16 protein-coding genes are annotated in these 21,260 nt (G+C 60.1%); 11 read left to right on the top strand and 5 right to left on the bottom strand.

Features of this window, described 5'->3' with window-relative positions:
* Positions 1-212: 212 nt before the first annotated feature.
* On the top strand, positions 213-872 hold the full coding sequence (locus LOY69_RS15230; protein WP_170003462.1) for a hypothetical protein: 660 nt from the start codon (positions 213-215) through the stop codon (positions 870-872).
* A gap of 72 nt (positions 873-944) precedes the next feature.
* Here LOY69_RS15230 and LOY69_RS15225 read toward each other — a convergent pair whose 3' ends face one another.
* On the bottom strand, positions 945-2,636 hold the full coding sequence (locus LOY69_RS15225) for a SulP family inorganic anion transporter (RefSeq protein ID WP_110595694.1): 1,692 nt from the start codon (positions 2,634-2,636) through the stop codon (positions 945-947).
* A 286-nt stretch (positions 2,637-2,922) separates the two neighbouring features.
* Between LOY69_RS15225 and LOY69_RS15220 the strand changes: the two genes are divergently transcribed.
* The 3 genes from LOY69_RS15220 (at position 2,923) to LOY69_RS15210 (ending at position 10,554) form a co-directional block, all read left to right on the top strand.
* Positions 2,923-4,125 carry a M48 family metalloprotease gene (locus LOY69_RS15220; protein WP_265073138.1) on the top strand — a complete coding sequence of 401 codons (1,203 nt, stop codon included), beginning with the start codon at positions 2,923-2,925 and terminating at the stop codon, positions 4,123-4,125.
* Positions 4,113-9,569, top strand: coding sequence for a WGR domain-containing protein (locus LOY69_RS15215; RefSeq protein ID WP_265073137.1), 5,457 nt, complete (start codon positions 4,113-4,115; stop codon positions 9,567-9,569). Before LOY69_RS15220 ends, LOY69_RS15215 begins: the two co-directional genes overlap by 13 nt.
* A gap of 124 nt (positions 9,570-9,693) precedes the next feature.
* Positions 9,694-10,554, top strand: a complete 861-nt coding sequence (locus LOY69_RS15210) for a hypothetical protein (RefSeq protein WP_102879342.1) — start codon at positions 9,694-9,696, stop codon at positions 10,552-10,554.
* 121 nt (positions 10,555-10,675) lie between these two features.
* Here the strand turns inward: LOY69_RS15210 and LOY69_RS15205 are convergent, their stop codons facing one another.
* Positions 10,676-11,746 carry an SDR family oxidoreductase gene (locus LOY69_RS15205; protein ID WP_265073136.1) on the bottom strand — a complete coding sequence of 357 codons (1,071 nt, stop codon included), beginning with the start codon at positions 11,744-11,746 and terminating at the stop codon, positions 10,676-10,678.
* 73 nt (positions 11,747-11,819) lie between these two features.
* On the opposite strand from LOY69_RS15205, the gene LOY69_RS15200 reads away from it, so the two are divergent.
* Positions 11,820-12,209 carry a MerR family transcriptional regulator gene (locus LOY69_RS15200; protein WP_102879344.1) on the top strand — a complete coding sequence of 130 codons (390 nt, stop codon included), beginning with the start codon at positions 11,820-11,822 and terminating at the stop codon, positions 12,207-12,209.
* A 3-nt stretch (positions 12,210-12,212) separates the two neighbouring features.
* Here LOY69_RS15200 and LOY69_RS15195 read toward each other — a convergent pair whose 3' ends face one another.
* Entirely contained in the window at positions 12,213-13,109 is an 897-nt protein-coding gene (locus LOY69_RS15195) for a carbohydrate kinase family protein (RefSeq protein ID WP_265073135.1), read from the bottom strand.
* Between the two features lie 126 nt (positions 13,110-13,235).
* On the bottom strand, positions 13,236-14,801 hold the full coding sequence (locus tag LOY69_RS15190) for a carbohydrate porin (RefSeq protein WP_213666363.1): 1,566 nt from the start codon (positions 14,799-14,801) through the stop codon (positions 13,236-13,238).
* A gap of 165 nt (positions 14,802-14,966) precedes the next feature.
* On the opposite strand from LOY69_RS15190, the gene LOY69_RS15185 reads away from it, so the two are divergent.
* The 6 genes from LOY69_RS15185 to LOY69_RS15160 all read left to right on the top strand — a co-directional run bounded on the left by LOY69_RS15185 (position 14,967) and on the right by LOY69_RS15160 (position 20,536).
* Positions 14,967-16,241, top strand: coding sequence for an ABC transporter substrate-binding protein (locus tag LOY69_RS15185; RefSeq protein ID WP_265073134.1), 1,275 nt, complete (start codon positions 14,967-14,969; stop codon positions 16,239-16,241).
* A gap of 21 nt (positions 16,242-16,262) precedes the next feature.
* Entirely contained in the window at positions 16,263-17,225 is a 963-nt protein-coding gene (locus tag LOY69_RS15180) for a carbohydrate ABC transporter permease (protein WP_265073133.1), read from the top strand.
* Positions 17,222-18,064, top strand: coding sequence for a carbohydrate ABC transporter permease (locus tag LOY69_RS15175; RefSeq protein WP_213666360.1), 843 nt, complete (start codon positions 17,222-17,224; stop codon positions 18,062-18,064). The genes LOY69_RS15180 and LOY69_RS15175 overlap by 4 nt, the downstream gene beginning before the upstream one ends.
* Before the next feature lie 27 nt (positions 18,065-18,091).
* Complete coding sequence (locus LOY69_RS15170) at positions 18,092-19,264, top strand: ABC transporter ATP-binding protein (RefSeq protein ID WP_265073132.1); 1,173 nt, start codon at positions 18,092-18,094, stop codon at positions 19,262-19,264.
* A 242-nt stretch (positions 19,265-19,506) separates the two neighbouring features.
* Entirely contained in the window at positions 19,507-19,794 is a 288-nt protein-coding gene (locus LOY69_RS15165) for a c-type cytochrome (protein ID WP_265073131.1), read from the top strand.
* Positions 19,795-19,972: 178 nt separating this feature from the next.
* The gene (locus LOY69_RS15160) at positions 19,973-20,536 is read left to right on the top strand and encodes a fasciclin domain-containing protein (protein ID WP_265073130.1); all 564 of its coding nucleotides are present in this window, start codon (positions 19,973-19,975) and stop codon (positions 20,534-20,536) included.
* Positions 20,537-20,631: 95 nt separating this feature from the next.
* On the opposite strand, the gene LOY69_RS15155 is transcribed toward LOY69_RS15160, so the two are convergent.
* Entirely contained in the window at positions 20,632-21,213 is a 582-nt protein-coding gene (locus LOY69_RS15155; RefSeq protein WP_170003477.1) for a putative natural product biosynthesis protein, read from the bottom strand.
* Between the last annotated feature and the right edge of the window lie 47 nt (positions 21,214-21,260).

Here is a 21,260-nt window from a genome sequence, read left to right as displayed (position 1 = left end):
GCTGGCGTAGGGCACTGGCTTCACCACTTGGAGAAAAGGTTGCAGAGGCTTTAGGGCGCGCATTCAACAGCAGATAGCGGCATCAGGTCAAGTCCCGAAAGGGCAAAACTCCAGCGGCCCTGTTTGCGCGCAACACCCGAGCTTTTGTCATGAAAAAAACCGCCTGGTGCTCATAGGGTGCAGCCAGTCATAACCCCGATAAGGAATCGATCATGAAACTTTCAAGCGTGCTGATGGCTGGCGTCATTGGCCTGGCCCTTGCACCTTTGGCCCAGGCCTCGTCCACGGCTGACCGCGAAGAAAAAGCCCAGTTACGCAAACTCTTCTGCGAGTCGAAGGGCGGCGCCGATATCACTGCGCTGGGTGAGTTGAAGAAGTCCGACGACGTCGGCGCCGTGGTGGTGTGCAAGCTCCCGCCGTCGCCCACCACCGTGGTGGAAAACCAGGCGGCATCGAGCCTTGCCGCCCTGCCATTGACGCCCGTCACGGCAACGCTTGCGCCACCGTCCGGGGTCTACAAGCTCGCCCCGGGCGCCAGCAGCGTCAACACGTCCTGCTCGGCCAACCTGGCCATCGCCAAATGGGCGGGCTTTCCCAATACCAGCAACGGCAACGCCACCTTGAACTGTCGCGGATACAACGCCGGCGCAGCAGGCGGTACGCTGGGGTGCAAGATCGAATGGACCGGGCCGACCCAGGTCGCCATCGGGGTCACCCCTTACGGCGGCCAGGTGGCGGTGAACTTCAATTGCCAGGCCCTATACTTCGGCTCCGTCGGCACAGTGATGGATTTCAGCTACGCCGATCCGACTTATCCGCGCATCCGCTACGGCTCGGTCCAGGCCACCAGCAGCATGACCATCACACAGTGAGGCCTCGCCGGCTCGGCTGAACGTCGCTCCAGCGCCGGCAGGGTCGCTCCCTGCCGGTCACCCTCCTCTGCATCACTGCTTGCCGCGCATGCTGTTGCGCCATATGCGGTAGGCCCTGATCCCCGAACGCACCGAACTGAACAGCAACTGGCCGTCCATTTCCCGGGTCATCCCCGAGCGTTCCAGCATCGCCAGGAAAGTACCGCGGGCACGGGCGATGGCGAAGTAGATGCCCTGGGCGGCCAGGGTTTCGCGGATTTCCCGCAGCACCGCGATGCCGCTGACATCGATATCGGTCACCGCCTCGGCATTGAACAGCACCACCTCGGGCTGGCTCTCGCGCTGCACGGTTTCCAGCAGGCGCATCTTGAAGTAGTCGGCGTTGAAGAACAGGATCGCGTCGTCGAAGCGATACACCACCAGGCCGGGCACGGTGCGCGCTTGCGGGTACTGGCGGATGTCCACCTGGCCTTCGATGCCCGGCATCCAGCCCAGCACCGCGTCGGTGGGTTGGTAGATGCTGTACAGCAGGCGCAGGATGGCCAGGGTCACCGCGAAGATGATGCCCGGCAGCACGCCCAGGCCCAGCACGCTGACAGTGGTCAGCAGGCACAGCCAGAACTCGAAGCGGCTGAGGCGGTAGATCTGCTTCAGGGACTTGACGTCGAGCAAGCCCCAGCCCGCCATCAACAGCACCGCGCCCAGGGCCGGCTGCGGAATCCACGCCATGGGCGCGGTGAAAAACAGCAGAATCAGCGCAATCGCCAGGGCGGCGATGATGCCCACCAACTGGCTCTTGCCTCCGGCCATGTCATTGACCGCGGTACGCGAATCCGCGCCGCTGATGGCAAAGCCCTGGGAGGCTCCGGCCGCCAGGTTGCTCAGGCCCAGGGCGATGAATTCATGGTTGGCGTTGATCGCGTAGCCATGGCGCGCGGCGAAGCTGCGGGCCGTGAGCATGGCGCTGCAAAAACTCACGGTGGCGATGCCCAGCGCGTCGCGCAGCAGGCTCTTGCTTTCCTCCAGGGTGGTCTTGGGCCAGGACAACTCGGGAATCCCGGCCGGCACAGGGCCGAGGATCGCCACCCCGAAGCGGTCGAAGCCCAAGAGCCCGGCCAGCAAGGTGAACAGCGCCACCGTCAGCAGCGCTGCCGGCAGCCGCGGGTAGCGTCGCGGCAGCCAGATCAACAGGCCCAGGCTGGCCAGGCCAACGGCCAGGGTCAGGCCATGGATCTCCCCCAGCCGCTGGAGAAAGTCCGCCAACCCCAGAATGAAGCCGTCGCCTTCGATCTTGAAGCCCACCACCTTGCCCATTTGCCCGGCGATCAGGCTCAGACCGATGCCGTTGAGGTAGCCGATGAGGATCGGCCGCGAGAAGAAGCTGGCGATAAAACCCGCCCGGGCGATCCCGGCGGCAATCAGCATCAGGCCCACCAGCACGGTGACGATCATCGACAATTCGACGGTACGCTGCAGGTCGCCCATGGCCAAAGGCGCCACGGCCCCGCCGAGCATGGCGCAAGTGGCGGCATCGGGGCCGACCATCAGTTGCCGCGAGCTGCCGATCAAGGCATAGACAATCATCGGCAGCACACAGGCGTAGAGCCCGTATTGCGGCGGCAGGCCGACAATCTGCGCATAGGCAATGGCGATCGGGATCTGGATAGCCGCCACGGACAACCCGGCCCGCAGGTCGGCGCGAAACCATTCGCGGCGGTAGTGCAACAAGTTGGACAGGCCAGATAGACAGCGCGATAACGACATGCCGGGTCCTTTCGAAGTATTGCGTTCTAATGTTTGGTTGCGCTCTGGCGGCCCTCTTGTTTGGCCAGGCGACGCGGGCGCGTATTCAAGCGAATCGGGCCACTTGGTGCCATGAGCTGGAGCAGCTTTTGCGTCGATCGAAAGGGTTATGTACTTTCACAAGTAATTTCACTAACCCCTAGGTATGCTCCGCTTTTATTGCCGATCACTGATACCGGGATGCCAGCCCAAGCCTCTGCTGCGCAGGCGCAGCTCATGGAGCCGTATCCTCAAGGATGTTTGAACGATGAGTACCCCCGCGCTGGATATCACCAGCCTGACGCCATTGCCTTACCACCAGCAGGTGGTCGACTACCTGAAAACCAGTGAACCTGCGGTGTGGGCTTGGGCCTCATCCCTGGGCGTTCAGCAGGAACACGCCCAGGATGTGCGCGCCCAATTGCTGCGAGACACCTATCGCCTGAGCCCGGAAACGCACTCGCAGGCTTATCAGGCCTGTGAGACGGCGTTGCAACGCCTGCAGATCGAGGCCCCCGCGACCCTCTACCAGGCCGGCGATGGCACCATGAATGCCAGCCTGTATTACCTGGCCGGTGAGGTGCATGTGGTGTTCTACGGGCCGATCCTTGAACGACTCGATGCTCAGGAGCTGCTGGCGTTGCTGGGGCATGAACTGGCGCATTACCGCTTGTGGTCGGAGCACGAGGGCGACTACCTCACCGCCGAGCGGATTCTCAATCACGCGATGGCCGATGTGTACACGCCTCCGAGCCTGGAACAGACCGCACGTTTATATAGCCTGCACACCGAAATCTACGCCGACCGCGGGGCGGCGTTGGCGGCTGGCTGTGCGCAAGCCTCCATCACCTCGCTGGTCAAGGTCCACACCGGGATTCTCAGCGTCGATGCCGCCAGCTATCTGCAACAGGCCCGTGAACTGGATGGCAAGGATGCGCCGTTGTCCCAGGGCGTTTCCCATCCGGAGACTTTTCTGCGTTCCCAAGCGGTGGAAAGCTGGTGGCGACAGCTCCCGGATACCGACGCCTGGCTGCACCGCCGACTGCGCGGGCCCTTGTCGCTCAACCGCCTGGACGTGACCGATCAGGTCGAGTTGACCGCCCTCACCCGCGGCTTCATCGCCCGCTTCATCGGCAACACGGTGTTGCAGTCCGAGGCGGTGCTCAATCAGGTGCGTGGCTTCTTTCCCGACTGGAAGGCGCCTGAAACACCGCTGGACCTCAGCACGCTGAATGCCGAGCGCATCGACGCGAGCATTCACGAATACCTGCACTTCATCATGCTCGACCTGTGCCTGGTCGACCGTGACCTGCGGGATGAAGCCTTGCTGCATGCCGCTCGCACGGCGAAAAAACTCGGCAGCGCCGACGACTTCATCAACGTGCTCAAGCGCGATATCAAATTCCCCAAACGTGAGCTCGACCCGATTGTTCATGCGCTCAAGGCGGAGGTCGACACATGGACCCAATAACTCAACCGCTGAACTTCGCTCAATTGCTGCAGAGCCACGATGGCGCCGCCGTGCCCATCGACGATGTGCTGTTCCTGACGCTGCCGCTGCTGCGCCAGGTGGCGCAATTGCATGAGCGGGGGCATGTTGCCCAGCTCAGTTACCTGGATGTGGTGCTAGGCCCGGAACGCACCCTGCAACTGCGCCACCCCGACGGCCAGTCGCCGCGCCTGGCGCTGGAGGCGATCAAGCAGGTGCAGCCCAATCCAGAGTCGGCGCTGAATATTGTCGGCAAGGTCCGCCTGACCCGGGATTCGGAAACCGGCGTGGCCATTACCGACCTGCAAGTCCAGGAAGACCCGCAGCAACCCATCAACCACCCGGTGTTCCTCACGGACTTGCACAGTTGGGAACATCGGCTCGGGCATCACGACGAAATCACCGATATTTTCCAGCTCGGTCAGTTGCTCGCGTGCCTGGCCTGCGGCTTGGATTTTGCCGACGTCAACGACCTCAAGTCGTTCGCCGCGCACCGGCGCAACCTGTTCCAGCTCAATGGCCGGCTCAACCCGGTGCTGGCCAACTTGATCGTCGAGATGACCGAGCTCAACCGCCATGAGCGCGCCACTGATGTGGGCTCGCTGGCACGCCGCTTGGAGTCCTGGCGCGAACAGCCGGCCAGCCTGGATGTCGAGCGTGTGTTGGCCCAGGCCGAAGGCCCGGCTTCGCGACGCACTGTGGTGCTGGAACATCTGCGCAACCGGTTGTTTGACCTTTCGCGTCGCAATCGCCTGCTGTATTTCCGGCCGACCCAGACCAGCGTCAACTTGACCGTGGCCAGCGTTCCGTTGGTGATGCGCATTGAAAGTATCCGGCCCGAAGCGCTGTGCACCTGGCAACCGACCTTCGGCGGATTCTCCGAACAAGTGCTGGGCGGCAAACCTGTCGGCCTGCAGCAATGGCTGCGCTTTGAAGACCAGACCTGGCTGCAGGCGTCGCTGGAGCGCATCATCCAGGAAACCCGTCGCGACCGCGCCGAATTCGGCTTCAGCAACCTGCGCCTGGTGGTGGCGTTCATGCGCTGGCACAACCTCAAGGACACGCCGGAAGAACGCATCGTCACCCCGCTGCTGTGGTTGCCGGTAGAGTTGAGTCGCAAAAAGGGGGTACGTGACCAGTTCGTGTTGCAGTGCGACGAAAACGAGGCCGAATTCAACCCGGTACTGCGTCATCAATTGCGTCAGCTCTACGACATCCAGTTGCCGGAAACCGTCGACCTGCAAAAGACTTCGGTGGAAGACATCCACGCTGATATTGCGCGCCAGATCAAACTGACCGAGCCCGGCGTCGAGTTACACCTGCAAAGCAAACCGCAAATCGAACTGATCCACCAGAAAGCCGTGCAGCATCTGCACCACTTCCAGCGCCGTCGTGCCCGCCAGCGCATGTCGACGCCTTTGGTGAAGCCGGATTTCAGCTACGACCGCGAAGATTTCCGTCCGCTGGGCCTGCAGTTGTTCCAGCAGAAGGTGCTGCCCAGCGAGTTGCCGCTGCGTCTGGCCATAGGCGCCAAGCCCGTTCTGCGCAACCAGCACCCTCAGATGGTTGCCAGCAGCGCCGAAAACAGCACCTTCGCCATGCCCGAGAACCAGGGGCATCGTTACGCCTGGGACATAGACCTGACCCAGGTGACCCTGGCCAACTTCAATTATCGCAAGATGTCGCTGGTGCGTGACTATGCACAGTTGATCGACGAACCGGCGCAGAACGAAGCCTTTGACCGGATGTTCTCCATCGAGCCTCGGGACGTCGAGGTCCAGGCCCCCGAGCCGACCCCGTTGCCCGAACAGTGGAACGTGGTGGCAGGCGACGCCACGCAGAATGCGGCCGTCAGCCTGGCCCGTACCGGGCGTAACTTCATCATCCAGGGACCGCCAGGCACCGGCAAATCCCAGACCATCACCAACCTGATCGCGGACTACGCCGCTCGTGGCCTGCGCGTGCTGTTTGTCTGTGAAAAGCGTGCAGCGCTGGACGTTGTGTTCCATCGCCTGCAACAAAGTCAACTGGGTGAGTTGTGCTGCCTGATCCACGATTCCCAGACCGACAAGAAGGCCTTCGTGAGCAACCTGCGCGAGTGCTATGAGCGCTGGATCGCCGGTGATGCGCAGTCGTCGCAGTTGCAAGCCCAGCGCGACACCTTGCTGGCTGGCCTGAGCCAACAGCTGGGCTTGATCGAGCGTTTTGAACAGGCAATGCGTGAGGCGCCGGAGTCCTTGGCATGTTCGGTACGCGAGCTGGTACGTCATCTGATCGAACTGCCGCCCGTTGCTGCCAAGCTGCCCCCCGAAGCCTTGGAACGTTTACCCGAATGGCGTCAGTGGCAGGCACAAAGCGAGCTGACGGGGCGCGTGTATCAGGCGTTCAAAGAACGTTTCGGCCTCGACAGCTTCGCACGTCATCCTTTCAGCCATTTGGCCTCAAGCCTGATTACTCACGAACATGCCTACGGCCAACTCAAGGCGTTCCTGGATGAAGCCAGTGGGCTGATGGACAGCGTCGAGCAATTTTTTGAGTCATCGTCGAGCCTGTTGTCCGGGGACACCCGCCTGGCGGATGCGTGCGTGCTGACCCAGGCCGCCGAACAATTGACCAGCGCCAACCTGGCAGCGCACCTCGACCTGCTGGAACCGGGCTCATCAGGCGCCCAAGCGCTGCACGCCGAGCAGGCCGCGCTGCAAGCACTGGCCGTACAGCAACACAACGCCCGTGAATCCACCCACCACTGGCGTGAAAAACTCGCGCTCCAGGACACCCAGGCTGCCATCGATCTGGTACAGCGGCTGGAAGGCTCGCTGCTGCGTTGGCTGCAACCGGCCTGGTGGCGGCTGCGCGGTGAATTGCAACGACGCTACGACTTCAGTCAGCACGCGATTCGACCCAGTTTCGGGAGCGTGCTAGACAACCTGGCCCGCGAGCATCGCGTCACTGCCGAGCTGCACGCCGAGCAGCAACGCCTGCAAGAGCGTTACGGCATCCCGGATGTCGACCTGTTCCTGCACAACCTGCAAGCCTTGCTCCGGCAACTGAGCGCATCACCGCTGTTGCGCCAATGGGTTGAGGGCCTGCGGGGTAATCCCGACGCCCTGTCCGGTGTACGCCAGGAAGCCAGACTGCGCCAGCCGGTGGCGCGCTTGGCCGAGCTGGTCGCGCAACATTGTGTGTTCGACCCGGCGCTGAGCCTGGTCGAGTTGGCCGAGTACCTGCGCGATCTGCGTGAAGAACTCGACGAACTGCCCGACACCCTGCCCCTGCTCAATGAGCTGCACCAAGCCGATCCTGTCTGCCTGGCGGTCGTGCAACAGTACGCCTTGGCGCAACGCGTACTGGACGGTTTGATTGCCCAGGAAAACCTGACCCGCCTGTACCGCGCCAATCCGCAGCTGGCGCGCTTCGACGGCCCGGCCTTGAGTTTGGCCGCGCGCGCGGTCAGCCAGGCTGAATGCAACCTGCTCAAAAGCAACGCGCAGGTGCTTAGCGCCATGTTGCACCAGCGTTTTCTGGAGCATGTGAAGCAATCGGCGATGTCGGTGACTCAACTCGACGCCCAGGCCCGTGAGTTCAAGAAAGCCTACGCCAAAGGCCGACGTGAACTGGAACATGAACTGGGCAAGACCATGCGCTATCGCTCCATTCGCGAAATGGCGAGTGGCGACAGTGGCCTCGTGATCAACGACCTCAAGCCCATCTGGTTGATGAGCCCGCTGTCGGTGTCCGACACCCTGCCTTTGACCCCGGACCTGTTTGACGTGGTGATTTTCGACGAAGCCAGTCAGATCCCCAGCGAAGAAGCCGTGCCGGCACTGAGCCGTGCGCAGCAGGTGATTGTGGTCGGTGACGAGATGCAATTGCCACCGACCAACTTCTTCTCCAGTGCCGGCGACCAGGACGACAACGAACTGATTGCCATGGAGGATGGTGAGCAGATCGCAATCAACCTTGATGCCGACAGCCTGCTGAGCCAGGCCGCGCGAAACTTGCCGGCAACCCTCCTGGCCTGGCACTACCGCAGCCGCCACGAAGCCTTGATCAGCTTTTCTAACGCGGCGTTCTACGAAGGGCGGCTGATCACCATTCCCGACCGTCGTATCGAGCGCCCTGCCCCGGCCCAAACCGCACTGGACTCCACGGACGCCCAGGCCGTCATCCGCGGTGCCGACGCGCTGCTCGACAGCCCGATCAGCTTCTTGAAGATGACCGACGGTGTCTACCTCAGCCGCAGCAACCTGGCCGAAGCGCGGTACATCGCCAACCTGGTACGGGAGCTGCTGCAACGGGAGACGGGTCTGAGCCTGGGTATCGTGGCCTTTTCCGAGGCCCAGCAAGGCGCCATCGAGCAGGCCCTGGAAGACTTGGCCAGCGGCGATTCGGCCTTTGCCACACGGCTTGAGCGCGAGTACGTGCGTGAAGATGCCGGGCAATTCAATGGCCTGTTCGTCAAGAACCTGGAAAACGTCCAGGGCGATGAGCGTGATGTGATCATCCTGAGCATCTGTTACGCACCAGGACCGAACGGCAAGATGCTGATGAACTTCGGCCCGATCAACCAGCGTGGTGGGGAAAAACGCCTCAATGTGATCTTCAGTCGCGCCCGCAAGCGCATGGCGATTGTCTCCAGCATTGAGTCCGAAGCCATCACCAACACCCACAACGATGGTGCCGCCGCACTGCGCGCGTTCCTGCAGTTCGCCCAGGCCAGTGCCAGCGGGGATGCGCCGCGCTCCCAGGGTATCCTCGCCAACCTCAATCCGGGTGCTAAGCAGTCCTTTGCCGTCAGCCTGCCCAAGGATCACCTGCGCGGCGCCCTCGCTGCCGCGTTGCGAAAGCGCGGGCATTCGGTTCAGGAATATGTCGGACGTTCGCAGTTCCGTTGCGACCTCGCGATCAGTGACGCCAGTGGTGAACACTTCAGCCTCGGCGTACTGCTGGACAGTGATACCGCGGCCGCCCCTGACGTACGTGAGCGCTACATTTTCCGCCCGACGGTACTACGCAGCTTTGGTTGGAAGATCATCGACGTGCTCAGTAATGACTGGCTGCGCGACCAAGAAGAGGTGCTCAATCGCATCGAAGCGTTACTCAGGGGCGAGGAAGCCGCTGCACTTCCAGAACCGCAACAGCCAGAGGAAACCATCGAGATCCAAGCCCAGCCGCCAGTCACCACTCAAGCGTCACCCTTGATGCGCGAGTTCACCTTTGGTGAGGGCAATTCCAACAAGTTCTGGCGTATCGGCGTCGCCGAGGCTGAGGTGATGGTGAATTTCGGCCGTATCGGCACCAAGGGCCAGACCCTGATCAAGTCCCTCGACAGTCCCGAACGCGCTTTGCGTGAAGCAGAAAAGCTGATCGCGGAGAAACTGCGCAAAGGCTATCAAGAGCAGGCAGGGTCAATCGCCCAGGGGTGAGCTGCGTCGGTCTAGCACGAAAGAGACAAGCGCATTCAATCTGCACGCGCTGCAGCGACCCGAAAAAAACGACCCGAAAAAGGGGCGGCCCCATAGAGAGCTGAATGCTCATGAACATCAATTCATGAGCATTCAGCTCCACAACATGAGCAAGGCGCCGGACGCTGCGCTATTTCATCACCCCCAGGGCGCAAATCAAAAGTGCTTGCCCGCCTTATTCAATGGATCAGACATGCTTAGAGTGATTGGTGAAGAGCAAGATATTCGTTCAGCGATCAACAGCTTCAACTCCTCCTATCATGAGGACTTCTTTCGGGTTAGGGAGATCTCCAAGGCCTACCTGGCGACACTTACGCCGCATAACGCCGAGTTACTAGCCGACGTGCTTCGAAATGCCTTATTGAACTGGGGCGCTGGCTCGCGGAAAGCCCCAATACTGCATCTGCCGGCTGAAGCCGCAGCCGGGCTTTGCAATCCGGACCTACACGCCAAGCTTGTCCGTTTTGACACTCACCAACTGGGGGCATTCGCGCTGTCATCCGAAGATCGACGGATCTTCACCACCGAGGGAATGTATCCGTCAGCGGTTCACTTTGATGCAGAGCTGCTCGGGGTCTTGAGGATGTTGGCAGACGCGCTGTTCGCTAATAACACCAACGTCACCTACCCCATGAAAGCATTACTCCTCATAACGGGATTCATGCCTGCACTGGATAGCCAGGTCAGGAATGGATTGAAGCACGCGGGCTTTCGAGGATTCAGTAGCACTCAGTACCTGCTCCCCAGCGACACCCTCAAAGCTGCTGGTCAAAAGCTCTGCAGACTGCCCTTCTCGCTTGGCCACTGTTGGGGGCAAAACAAGGAGTTGTTGATTAAGGCCGTTCAGAAGAGCGATCACCCTGCCCTTCAAGTCGAACCGGGTCGGGTTTTCGACATCCTGCTCTTCATGCAGCAAGACCCGAGCAGGAAGCTAATCGCCCTCTGAAGTGTAAAGGCGTACTCCAGCCGCACGCCTTGGATTCGACACTGGCCATCAGCACCGCCACAGCTGCCGCAGCATAGTGCGGATGACTGCGGTGTCGCCCCGAAGGGCGAACTCGGCGGGCTTAGCCCTTGGCTATGCAAGATGAGTTGACGAACGTTGCGGTGTGCTGCAAGGACTGACGTATATCCGGCTTGGCGATTCCATGGCTTTTGGCAAACTGCTCGACCGCCGCCGTATCAAAACGAGTGGTCTGGATAAAGTCCAAGGCTTCGGGTTTTGTATTCATAAACCGGGCGACGGGAGGAATGCTCAGCAGCAACTTCAGCAATCGCAGCGAAATGTGATGCCTGGGAGGCTTCAAGCCCAAAGGTTGTGCCACCTGTACCAGCAGTTCTTGCAAGTTGGGAGTTTGCTCATCCAGCGCCAGCAGTTCCTGGCCCACCATGGCAGGATCAAAAGCACTCACCACCATCAGCTCAACCAGGTAATCCACGGTGACCAGTGGCAGCCAGTGCTTGGCGGTACCGGGCACGGCAGTGAGCTTTCCCAGTATCAGGTTGCGTATCAGCTCCACCAGCGGCTGGCCGTCAAGGATATGCCCCGTGCGGCTGTGGCCACAAACTGTCGCGGGGTGGACAACGGTGATCTCCCCGCCCTTGGCGGACATGAGCTCCAGGGTCGCAAAATGCGCCTCCAGCTTGCTCGCCTCGTAACCGCCGACACGCCGGTAGACGGCAGGCCAATGGGTCTGCTGTGCAGAACGAGGATCAATTCCGATGCGTTGCAGATGTTCATGGTTTTTCAGCATGTAGCCGCCGATCATCACTAACCGGCTGTTTTGCTCCACCGCCAACAGCGCCACCCGCTTTGCCCCTTCTACGTTCACCGCACGAGACTGCTCCAAGGACAGCCCCCAGGCGAAGTGGGCGCCCAGGTGAAATACGACTCTGGCCTGCCTTAGCTGTTCTCGGTCAGCAGGACTCAGACCGAGGTTGTCCCGCTCCAGATCGCCAGCTACGGCAAATACCCGGGCTGCACTCCCTCCCAATTTGACGACTTGCTCGCGCAATTCAGTCAGTCGCTCTGGGCGCCGCATCAACACCCGAACGGTGTGACCTTTTGCACTCAGATGAGCCACCAGATGTTGGCCGATAAAGCCGGTACCCCCCGTGACAAAGCACTCCACGCTCATTTCCCCGTTCCTTGTTTAAGGTAAGAAATCAAGCGTAAACTATCGACCCAACTCTACAGTCAAGGGATGTTTTATGAAGATCGGTGAAATCGAGGCCCGCAGTGGCGCCAGTCGCCATACGCTGCGCTACTACGAGCAAATCGGCCTGATCTCATCGCAGCGGCGAACGAACAACTATCGCGTTTACACAGCGCAAACCCTGCAAGATCTGGACTTTATCCAGCGCGCGCAAAGCATGGGGTTTTCCCTGGGGGAAATAGGCGAGATTCTGGATGCGCAACGCAACAAGCAGATCGATTGTGCTGAAGGCGCTAAGTTAATTGAAAAGAAGATGGCAGAAATCACACAGAAGATCGCCAACCTCCAAAGCATTTATCAGTATCTGGATGAAGAGCGTGCCAACCTCGAAGCCAGTGCCGCCAGGCAACTTGAGCTTCAGCGATTGAGCAACGCTTCCAACTGAACGCTAGGTAGTGAGCAAACCTTCCACATCAGCCAGCGAAGGAGCATGGGCTCCGGCATGGCGGCAGGATATGGATGCGCAAGCCGCTGAAAATCGCAGGCGCTCTCTCAAGCCTGCGATCCCCAACAACTCTGCAGCCAGCCAACCGGCCATACAAGCGTCCCCTGCTCCAACCGTGTCTTGCACGTTCACGGCAATAGCCGCCTGATCGAGTTGGCTGTCCGGGGTGTGGAGGGTCATCCCGTGTTCCCCTCGGGTCAACAATATCTGCGCCTGAGGATTAAGCGCGCGAAGCTCATGCATTGCCTGCTGTTCGCTCAGCCCTGGATAAATGTGCCGCAGGTCTTCGTCGGACAGCTTAATCATGTCAGCAAGGCTGGTCATGGTCGGGAAGGTCTGCTCCCGATAATGGCTACCCATTAAATTGCGCCAGTTCGGATCATAGCTAACCCGTTTACCGGCTGCTTTGGCCTGCTGAGCAATGTTAACCAGCGTATCTGCAAGTGGCTGCCGAGCTAAACTGATGCAGCTGAAATGACACAGCTCTGCTTGCTTGAGCCATCCTTCGGGCATCAGGTCCGGATCAAAAAACAGATCGGCCTCTCCAGCAAAAAAGTACCTAGGAGGACGGCTCGATGGAACGATGGCGACCAGAGGATCTCGATCGACTCGTTGGATAAAACGCATATCCAATCCTGCCGCTTCCGACTGCAAAACGATCTCGTCACCCAATGAATCTAAGCTCACCGACCCAGCAAAAGCGCTGCTGACACCCAAGCGACTTAAGGCTCGTGCAACGTTCCAGGGTGCACCACCGGGGTAACCCTTCCACTGTCCAGGCGTGCCTTGGACAAGGTCGATCAGGGCTTCGCCAAATATGACCGCGCGAGGCAATACCATCTCATTTCCTCAATTTTTTGTTACCGGGATAACTGCTGGCTGATCAGTTCCGAGCGGTAGTCTCTTACTCAATGCAACAACAGCCGGCAGACGCGCTGAAGGCGTGTTTGCCGGCGCGTTCAACTATTAAAACCAGGTTTCCATTTGTATACCGTATTGCCATACACCTCCGGCGTTGAAGTCCGTCTTGCCGAAGGAGTCTGAAGTACTGTACTTGTCCAGATCCGAAGACCAATTCATGTAGCTTGCGAACACTCGCATTTCCGGACGTGTGAGAAGGTCTCCAACGTCAAGTTTGAATGTCGGGGCGACGGTGAATTTCCAGAAGTTACCGTCGACCGCATTACGTTGTAGATAGCCCTTGGGGTCGAGGTCCATGGTTTGCCAGCTCAGTTCGTAGGCCATCTCGAAGTTGCTGTTGATTGTGTTCGCCAAGCGCATGTTCAGGGTCAGCCAGCGGTAGTCGTCACCCTTGACGTATCTATCCTTGCTCTGCTCGGCCAGCAAGCTGGGTCCGATGCGCCAGTCAGGCGCAATTGGAGTCTCGCCATAAAGAGCAAGACGCAGAGCCCGGGCCTCGTCAATCAGTTCACCATCCGAACCAACGTTCTTGACCTCTGCCCCCAGACCTTGCCCATAGAGCAGTGCCGTTTTGAAGAAGCCTTCTCTGCCGAAAAAGTTTTTCTGGTGATTGGCCAGCATGCTGTGCAAGCCGGAATCCGCAGGCGTCAAACCCGCTTTATTGGTGCGGGTACCGAAATCGTTTTTCTTTGCGCCGATGCCATTGAACATCCACTGCCACTGGCCCTCCTCGAAGAACTGGTTGGAGGTCAGGATGTAACTCGCCACATCGGCATTAAGCCCCCCTTGACTGAAATCCCCGTAGCTACGCCCGATCAAGGAGTAATTCGAGCGCCAATCCTTGTTCATCTGCACGTCGTAGATTCCACCGCCGGTACCGGCCAGGTAGACGACGTCCGAGTCCATCCAGTGGATATCGAAGTTATCCCGGTCAAATCGCTTGCCTGCCCACAGGGTGGCGTTCTCGAACACGGGATTGCCCTTGAACGCAGCGATATGGTCGAGCGTTGTGAACACCTGGCGCACGTTCAGTTTGCTTTCGTCGGCGGTCCAGTCATTGGAGCTTTCCACTCCGTCGGCGATGGACACCGTGAATTTGGAACGGGTGCCATTCTGCGCATAGATTTCTTTCGACAGGTCTATGCGCATGTAGGTGTCGTCTTCGTTACCGAGCCGCCCGACTGCTCCCCCCACCGATCCGGCCGGAGTCGTATAAGGGCCGCCGCGACCACCACCAAGCCCCTCGTCGATCAGCAATCCGGAACGGGCGTAGCCGTTGAAGCTGAATCCATCAGTGAGGTTTGAAGTGCTGGCCTGCTTTTCCATGCTTTCCTGGCGGGCTTCGAGTTTTGCCAGTCGGGTGTCCACAACGGGATTCGTGGCCTGGGATGCAGTGGATGCTGCAGGCTGCAAAGCGGAGGTGGCGAGCTTGATCTGTTGCAATTCTCTGGCAAGTGCCTGGGTTTGCTGTTCGGCTGCGGCTGCGCGCTTTTCCGCTGCACTGGCACGGGCCTCGAACGCGGCCATGCGCTCTTCCAGAGTCGCGGCCTGAGAGGTCGCCGCCGAGCTGCTGAGCACGCCTGCAAGTAGCCATCTTGATGCTTTCTGCATGTGGATTTCCCTGTTTTATTTTTATTGTTTTGTTCCAGCGACAGAGCGCTTTTTTCGCGAGTGGTGAGGGTCCAATTCGACAAAAAAGATGCCTTATCGAAAATGTGCTGTTACATTTGCCGTGTTAACGTTAACTTCTCTAAAAACAAAAATAAAGAGGCCTTCATGAAACAGCTCAAATCTCTCCTTCCAGCAGTGCTGCTCACCCTCAGTGCCGGACTTCCGTCTGTCTCCAGCGCAGCTGATTTGACGATCTCGTGCGGTGCGGTAGGTGCAGAGTTACAACTCTGCAAGGAGGCAGTCGACGCGTGGTCGAAGCAGACCGGCAACCACGTCGAGGTGGTTTCCACGCCTAACTCGGCGACCGAGAGGCTGTCGTTCTACCAACAGATCCTCAGTGCGCAGTCCACCGACATCGACATCATTCAAATCGATATGGTGTGGCCGGGGATGCTGGCCAAACATCTGATGGATCTGCGCGAGGGGCTGCCAGCCGACGCGACCCAAGGCTACTTCCAGGCCCAGATTGATAACGCCACGGTAAACGGACGGCTGGTGACCATGCCCTGGTTCACCGACTCGGGCCTGCTGTATTACCGCAAGGACTTGCTCGAGAAGTACAACAAGCAGGTGCCCCAGACGTGGGAGGAAATGACCGCTACCGCCAGAGATGTGCAACAGGCCGAGCGCAACGCCGGCAACCCCAATGTGTGGGGCTACATATTTCAGGGGCGCGCCTACGAAGGGCTGACGTGCAATGCGCTGGAGTGGATCAGCAGCCAACCGGGAGGCGGACTGGTCAATCCACGAGGAGACATCATCGTTAACACCCAGGCCTCAAAAGCTGCCTTGACCCTGGCCAAAAGCTGGGTAGGAGACATCTCCCCGCGTGGCGTGCTCAATTACACCGAGGAAGAAGGACGTGGCGTATTCCAGTCGGGAAATGCGCTGTTCATGCGTAACTGGCCTTATGTCTGGGCCCTGGTGCAAAGCCAGGACAGTGCCGTAAAAGACAAGGTTGGGGTCGCTCCCCTGCCCCGAGGCGGCGAGACCGGCAACCATGCATCCACCCTCGGCGGGTGGGGCCTGGCGGTATCGCGCTACAGCACCCAGCCCAAACTGGCCGCAGAGCTGGTGAGCTACCTGACCAGCGCCCAACAGCAAAAACACCGTGCCCTGATAGGCGCCTATAACCCGGTGATCGAGTCGCTGTATCAGGATCCCGAACTGCTCGCGGCCATGCCTTACTACGCTCAGCTCCACAGCATCCTCAACGACGGGGTCATGCGCCCCGCCTCAATAACCGCCGATCGCTATCCACGGGTCTCCAATGCGTTCTTCGATCGCGTGCATGGCGTGCTGGCGGGCGAATTGCCTGTCGATCAGGCACTGGCCGAACTGGAAAGCGAACTCACACGCATCAAACGTCGGAACTGGTAAGCCACAGGGAAGGAAATCACCATGTCTGTCTCTACTACCCACGTCTCCAGTGACGCGCTCCTGCTCACCCGGGAGACGCCCCTACAGCGTCGCCGAGTACGCGCCGCATGGCTGTTTCTGACACCAATGCTGCTGTGTCTGGCCCTGGTGGCGGCCTGGCCGCTGTTGCGCACATTCTGGTTCAGCCTGACCGATGCCAACCTGGCGGACACCGCTGGCGGCACCTTTGTCGGCTTGAGCAATTATCTGTTCCACGACGGTTCCAACTGGTCGGGCATCCTGGTCGATCCACAGTGGTGGAACGCTGTGCGCAACACGTTGTATTTCACCCTGGTGTCGGTGGGACTGGAAGTCGTCCTGGGGCTGATGGTGGCGTTGCTGCTGAACATCCAGTTCACAGGCCGTTCCCTGGTGCGAGCGCTGATTCTGATTCCGTGGGCGATTCCTACCATTGTCTCAGCCAAGATCTGGTCATGGATGCTCAATGACCAGTTCGGCATCATCAATCACCTGATGCTGAGCCTCGGGCTGATAGACGCGCCTCTGGCCTGGACCGCAGATGCGGATCTGTCGATGTGGGCAGTGATCATCGTCGACGTCTGGAAGACCTTGCCTTTTGTCACGCTGCTGATGCTGGCGGCCTTGCAGATGTTGCCGAGCGATTGCTACGAAGCCGCCAGGGTCGATGGGATTCATCCGCTGAAAGTGTTCTGGCGCGTCACGCTTCCACTGTTGATGCCGGCATTGCTGGTGGCCGCGATTTTCCGCATCCTCGACTCCCTGCGGGTATTCGATGTCATCTATGTGCTGACCTCAAATTCGTCCAGCACCATGAGCATGTCGGTCTATGCCCGCCAACACCTGGTGGAGTTCCAGGATGTTGGCTATGGCAGCGCGGCCTCGACTCTGCTGTTTCTGGTCGTTGCGCTAATCGCCACGCTTTACCTGTACCTCGGACGCCGTCAGATGGAGGTTCGAGCATGAGCCCGCGTCTCCTCAAAAAAGCGCTGTTGCGCTGCGGATTCTGGTGCCTGATCGGGGTGCTGTTGCTGTATGCGGTCTTCCCTTTCTATTACGCCATCGTGACTTCACTCAAGCCGTCCAGTGCCTTGTTCGCAGTCAGCTACTGGATCGACAGCCCCGACTTCTCCCACTACGCGGCGGTACTTCACCAAGCCTCATTCCTGCGGGCGATCGGTAACTCGCTGATGGTCGCACTGTGCGTGGTGACCCTGGCGCTGTTCCTCAGTGTGACGGCCGCCTATGCCTTGGGAAGGGTGAAGTTCCGTGGGCGCGGCACGGTATTGATGATGGTTCTCGGCGTGTCGATGTTTCCCCAGGTCGCTGTACTGTCGGGGCTGTTCGAAGTGATCCGCGCCCTGGGTCTGTACAACACCTCTTGGGCGTTGATCCTGAGCTACACCATTTTCACCCTGCCCTTCACTGTCTGGGTGCTGACCACGTTCATGGGGCAGCTCCCTCACGAACTGGAGGAAGCGGCAATCATGGATGGCGCTTCGCCCTGGGTCGCGCTGACTCGTGTGCTGCTGCCGCTGCTCTGGCCGGCACTGGTCACCACTGGCTTATTGGCCTTTATCGCCGCGTGGAACGAGTTCCTGTTTGCCCTGACCTTCACCCTCACAGACACCCAGCGCACGGTGCCGGTCGCCATCGCCCTGATTTCCGGCGGGAGTCCCCACGAGCTGCCTTGGGGACTGTTGATGGCCGCATCCGTGCTGGTCACCGTTCCCCTGGTGATTCTGGTGCTGATCTTCCAGCGCCGAATTGTTTCCGGTCTCACGGCCGGCGCGTTAAAGGGTTGATGCCCAACAACTACAAGGAACAGCATCGTGATCAAACTGAAGCTAGATAACGTGAACAAACAATTGGGCGGCGTGCGGATTCTTCGTGATGTCAGCCTGGAGATCGCTGCGGGCGAATTCGTGGTCTTCGTCGGCCCTTCTGGCTGTGGAAAGTCGACCCTGCTGCGACTGGTCGCAGGACTGGATTCGATCTGCGCCGGCGACCTGCTGATCGATGGGCGACGGGTCAACGACCTGGAGCCGCGCGAGCGTGGCGTCGGCATGGTGTTTCAGTCCTATGCGCTGTACCCGCACATGAGCGTCTACGACAACATCAGTTTTGGTCTCAAACTGGCCAAGACTGAAAAGAGCAGCTTGCGCGAGCGGGTGCTGAAAACCGCGCACATCCTGCAATTGGACAAACTGCTGCAACGCAAGCCCAAAGAACTGTCTGGAGGGCAACGTCAGCGTGTGGCCATGGGCAGAGCCATGGCGCGGGAACCGGACATCTTGTTGTTCGATGAGCCGCTTTCCAACCTGGATGCGTCCTTGCGGGTGCAGATGCGCAACGAGATCGCCCGCCTGCATGCTCGACTGGGCTCGACCATCATCTACGTCACCCACGATCAGGTGGAAGCCATGACCCTGGCCGACAAAATTGTCGTGCTCAATGGCGGTCGCGTAGAGCAGGTCGGTTCACCGCGCGAACTCTATGAACGTCCGGCCAGTCGCTTCGTCGCCGGCTTTCTCGGCTCGCCCAGAATGAACTTTCTGGCGGTGCACCTGCATACACCTGGCCAAACCAGCCTGGTCGACACCCCCGTTTGGGGCATGAGCTCCCTGCCCTTCGACAGTTCGAACCTGGCGGCAGACACGCCGCTGAGCCTGGGGATTCGCCCGGAGCACATTTCCCTCAAAGCGGCTGAGGGAGCCGCCGGCATCGTCGTGACCGGGGTCGAATACCTGGGCAGCGAAACCTATGTGCACCTCGAAACAGGTCAGGACGAGCCCCTGGTCTGTCGTTGTGAAGTAAGCGCCGGATGGCAGGCGGGTGATCGGGTCGAACTGCAGCTGGAAGTCGACAACCTGCATCTGTTCGCCGCCGACGGCACGGCCTTGAAGCGCCACCCACAAGCCGTTGAAAACCTGCCGCATGCGGTGCCGGTAGTAGATCATGAGAGTGCCGGGCTCCTCGCGAAACACCGGCACTCAGTGACGTGATGTAACCCTGCCTGGAGAAAGCATCCCGTCGGTCGGCAATGTAGCACGCAGGCTTTGCCGGCCTGATGTGCGACAACCTGCCATAGGGCGACGGTCACCTCCAGACGGATCGCCCAACCGAGCACTCGCCGCCGGCACCTGCGGCAGGCTGTCGCAGTGGGTGCGTAAGAACCCCCTCCCTACACTGCCTCGATCGCGCACCTGCACGACAACCTGATGATAAGAACACGATGAGGACCATCATGAAGACCCTATTGGCTGCCGCCTCTTTACTCGCATTCACCACGGCTCACGCCGCCCAGGACCCGGAGGCGGTGTTCAACCGCGCCTGCACCGCCTGCCACAGCGGGCAGTTGCCCATGGCGCCGAAAAAAGGCGATCAGGAAGCCTGGAAGCCGCGCCTGGCTCAAGGCACTGACGTATTGGTCAAGCACGTGACCGAAGGCTTCAATGCCATGCCGCCCCGTGGCTTGTGCATGGATTGCAGCGCCGAGGATTACCAAGCAGTGATCAGCTGGATGTCGAAGTAAGGCGCCGCGCGCCCTGCCCGGCCCTGTTCTGCGCTTGCAGCGCAGCCTGGGCAGGCGCTTCCGAGTCGCTTGACCGAGCGCTGGTCACAAAAAACGGCCAGCGCTGCATCCGTTTGCCGATGCGCACCGTACATTCAGCACCCTCATCAGGAGGGCCGAATAATCGAGGAGCTGCATCATGCAAACCTTTAGTAAACGCCTGGCCGCTGTCTGCTTCGCCGTATTCTCCGTCGCTGGCCCCCTCAGCGCTTTCGCCGCCGATACGGTGATGGTCGGTGGCGCTGCGATGTACCCCAGCAAAACCATCGTGGAGAACGCGGTCAACTCCAAGGACCACACCACCCTGGTCACGGCGGTCAAGGCCGCCGGGCTGGTGGACACCCTCAACAGCAAAGGCCCGTTCACCGTGTTTGCGCCCACCAACGAGGCGTTCGCCAAGCTGCCGGCCGGCACGGTCGAGACCCTGGTCAAGCCTGAGCACAAGGCCGACCTGACGAAGATCCTGACCTACCATGTGGTGCCCGGAACCCAAACCGCCGGGCAACTGATGGCCGAGGCCAAGCAAAATGGCGGACAGGTCACGCTCAAGACCGTCCAGGGCGAAGCGCTGACCGTCAAACCCTATGAAGGCAAGCTCTGGGTCATCGATGCCAAAGGCGCCAAGGCCGCGATCAGCATCGCCGATGTCATGCAGTCCAATGGGGTGATTCATGTGGTGGACAGCGTGCTGCTGCCGCAGTAATGCAAGGCCCCCGGCAGATCTTGCGTCTGCCGGAAGTCAGCGCTTGCGCCAAGGCCGCTCAGCAAGCACCGCAAGGCGTTGGACCGATGCCGGGCTCAGGGAATCGGCAACCAGCGCCGGAAACCCGAGCCCCCCTTGCCGCTTAACGGGCACCAGGCAAAGTCCCAAGGCACCGGCGGATATTCTTCCGGCTCGCCATTGGCCGCCGGCACCGAACGCGACGCCACCTTCCAGTCAAACACCCAGTCCGGTGACTCGCGCCAGGCCAGCACCAGGCCGCGTGCCTGACTGTCGTCGGTGTTGATCCAGCGCGCAGCCGCTGCGCTCATGAATGCCTCTATGTGCTCCTCGTTGATCCGCGCTTGGTAGCGTGAACCCAGCAGCCAGCGGCACACGCTCAGGTAATAGGTCCAGTTCAGCGGCGGATGATTGCGATAGGCCCAGGTCATGAACCCGCGGAAGATATTCAAGCCATCCGGAGGATCAAGCTTGAGCAGCCCCGGACAGACATCGAACAGGGTGTGCCAGTACGGCAGCAGGCGCGCATCCAGGTGCACGAAGCTGCGAGCATTGCTCGGGTAATCGGGAAACGGCAGCAGAAAGTCGCCGTGGTTATTTACCCGTGTGCTTTTACTCACCAGACGGGAGGCGCCAGAAGGGATTGCTAGTGCGCGCATGTCAGCCTCCAGCGGCGCTTGCCCGCTTTGCGGGCTACGGGCAGCAG

The sequence above is a fragment of the Pseudomonas sp. B21-059 genome, from assembly GCF_026016285.1.
Classification (GTDB): domain Bacteria; phylum Pseudomonadota; class Gammaproteobacteria; order Pseudomonadales; family Pseudomonadaceae; genus Aquipseudomonas; species Aquipseudomonas danubii.
This window is presented reverse-complemented; position numbering and strand designations above follow the sequence as displayed.

What these genes read in the sequence shown, in the direction of transcription:
- LOY69_RS15230 (WP_170003462.1), top strand. Translation starts at nt 213, where the DNA reads ATGAAACTTTCAAGCGTGCTGATGGCTGGCGTCATTGGCCTGGCCCTT.
- LOY69_RS15225 (WP_110595694.1), bottom strand. Translation starts at nt 2,636, where the DNA reads ATGTCGTTATCGCGCTGTCTATCTGGCCTGTCCAACTTGTTGCACTAC.
- LOY69_RS15220 (WP_265073138.1), top strand. Translation starts at nt 2,923, where the DNA reads ATGAGTACCCCCGCGCTGGATATCACCAGCCTGACGCCATTGCCTTAC.
- LOY69_RS15215 (WP_265073137.1), top strand. Translation starts at nt 4,113, where the DNA reads ATGGACCCAATAACTCAACCGCTGAACTTCGCTCAATTGCTGCAGAGC.
- LOY69_RS15210 (WP_102879342.1), top strand. Translation starts at nt 9,694, where the DNA reads ATGAGCATTCAGCTCCACAACATGAGCAAGGCGCCGGACGCTGCGCTA.
- LOY69_RS15205 (WP_265073136.1), bottom strand. Translation starts at nt 11,746, where the DNA reads ATGAGCGTGGAGTGCTTTGTCACGGGGGGTACCGGCTTTATCGGCCAA.
- LOY69_RS15200 (WP_102879344.1), top strand. Translation starts at nt 11,820, where the DNA reads ATGAAGATCGGTGAAATCGAGGCCCGCAGTGGCGCCAGTCGCCATACG.
- LOY69_RS15195 (WP_265073135.1), bottom strand. Translation starts at nt 13,109, where the DNA reads ATGGTATTGCCTCGCGCGGTCATATTTGGCGAAGCCCTGATCGACCTT.
- LOY69_RS15190 (WP_213666363.1), bottom strand. Translation starts at nt 14,801, where the DNA reads ATGCAGAAAGCATCAAGATGGCTACTTGCAGGCGTGCTCAGCAGCTCG.
- LOY69_RS15185 (WP_265073134.1), top strand. Translation starts at nt 14,967, where the DNA reads ATGAAACAGCTCAAATCTCTCCTTCCAGCAGTGCTGCTCACCCTCAGT.
- LOY69_RS15180 (WP_265073133.1), top strand. Translation starts at nt 16,263, where the DNA reads ATGTCTGTCTCTACTACCCACGTCTCCAGTGACGCGCTCCTGCTCACC.
- LOY69_RS15175 (WP_213666360.1), top strand. Translation starts at nt 17,222, where the DNA reads ATGAGCCCGCGTCTCCTCAAAAAAGCGCTGTTGCGCTGCGGATTCTGG.
- LOY69_RS15165 (WP_265073131.1), top strand. Translation starts at nt 19,507, where the DNA reads ATGAAGACCCTATTGGCTGCCGCCTCTTTACTCGCATTCACCACGGCT.
- LOY69_RS15160 (WP_265073130.1), top strand. Translation starts at nt 19,973, where the DNA reads ATGCAAACCTTTAGTAAACGCCTGGCCGCTGTCTGCTTCGCCGTATTC.
- LOY69_RS15155 (WP_170003477.1), bottom strand. Translation starts at nt 21,213, where the DNA reads ATGCGCGCACTAGCAATCCCTTCTGGCGCCTCCCGTCTGGTGAGTAAA.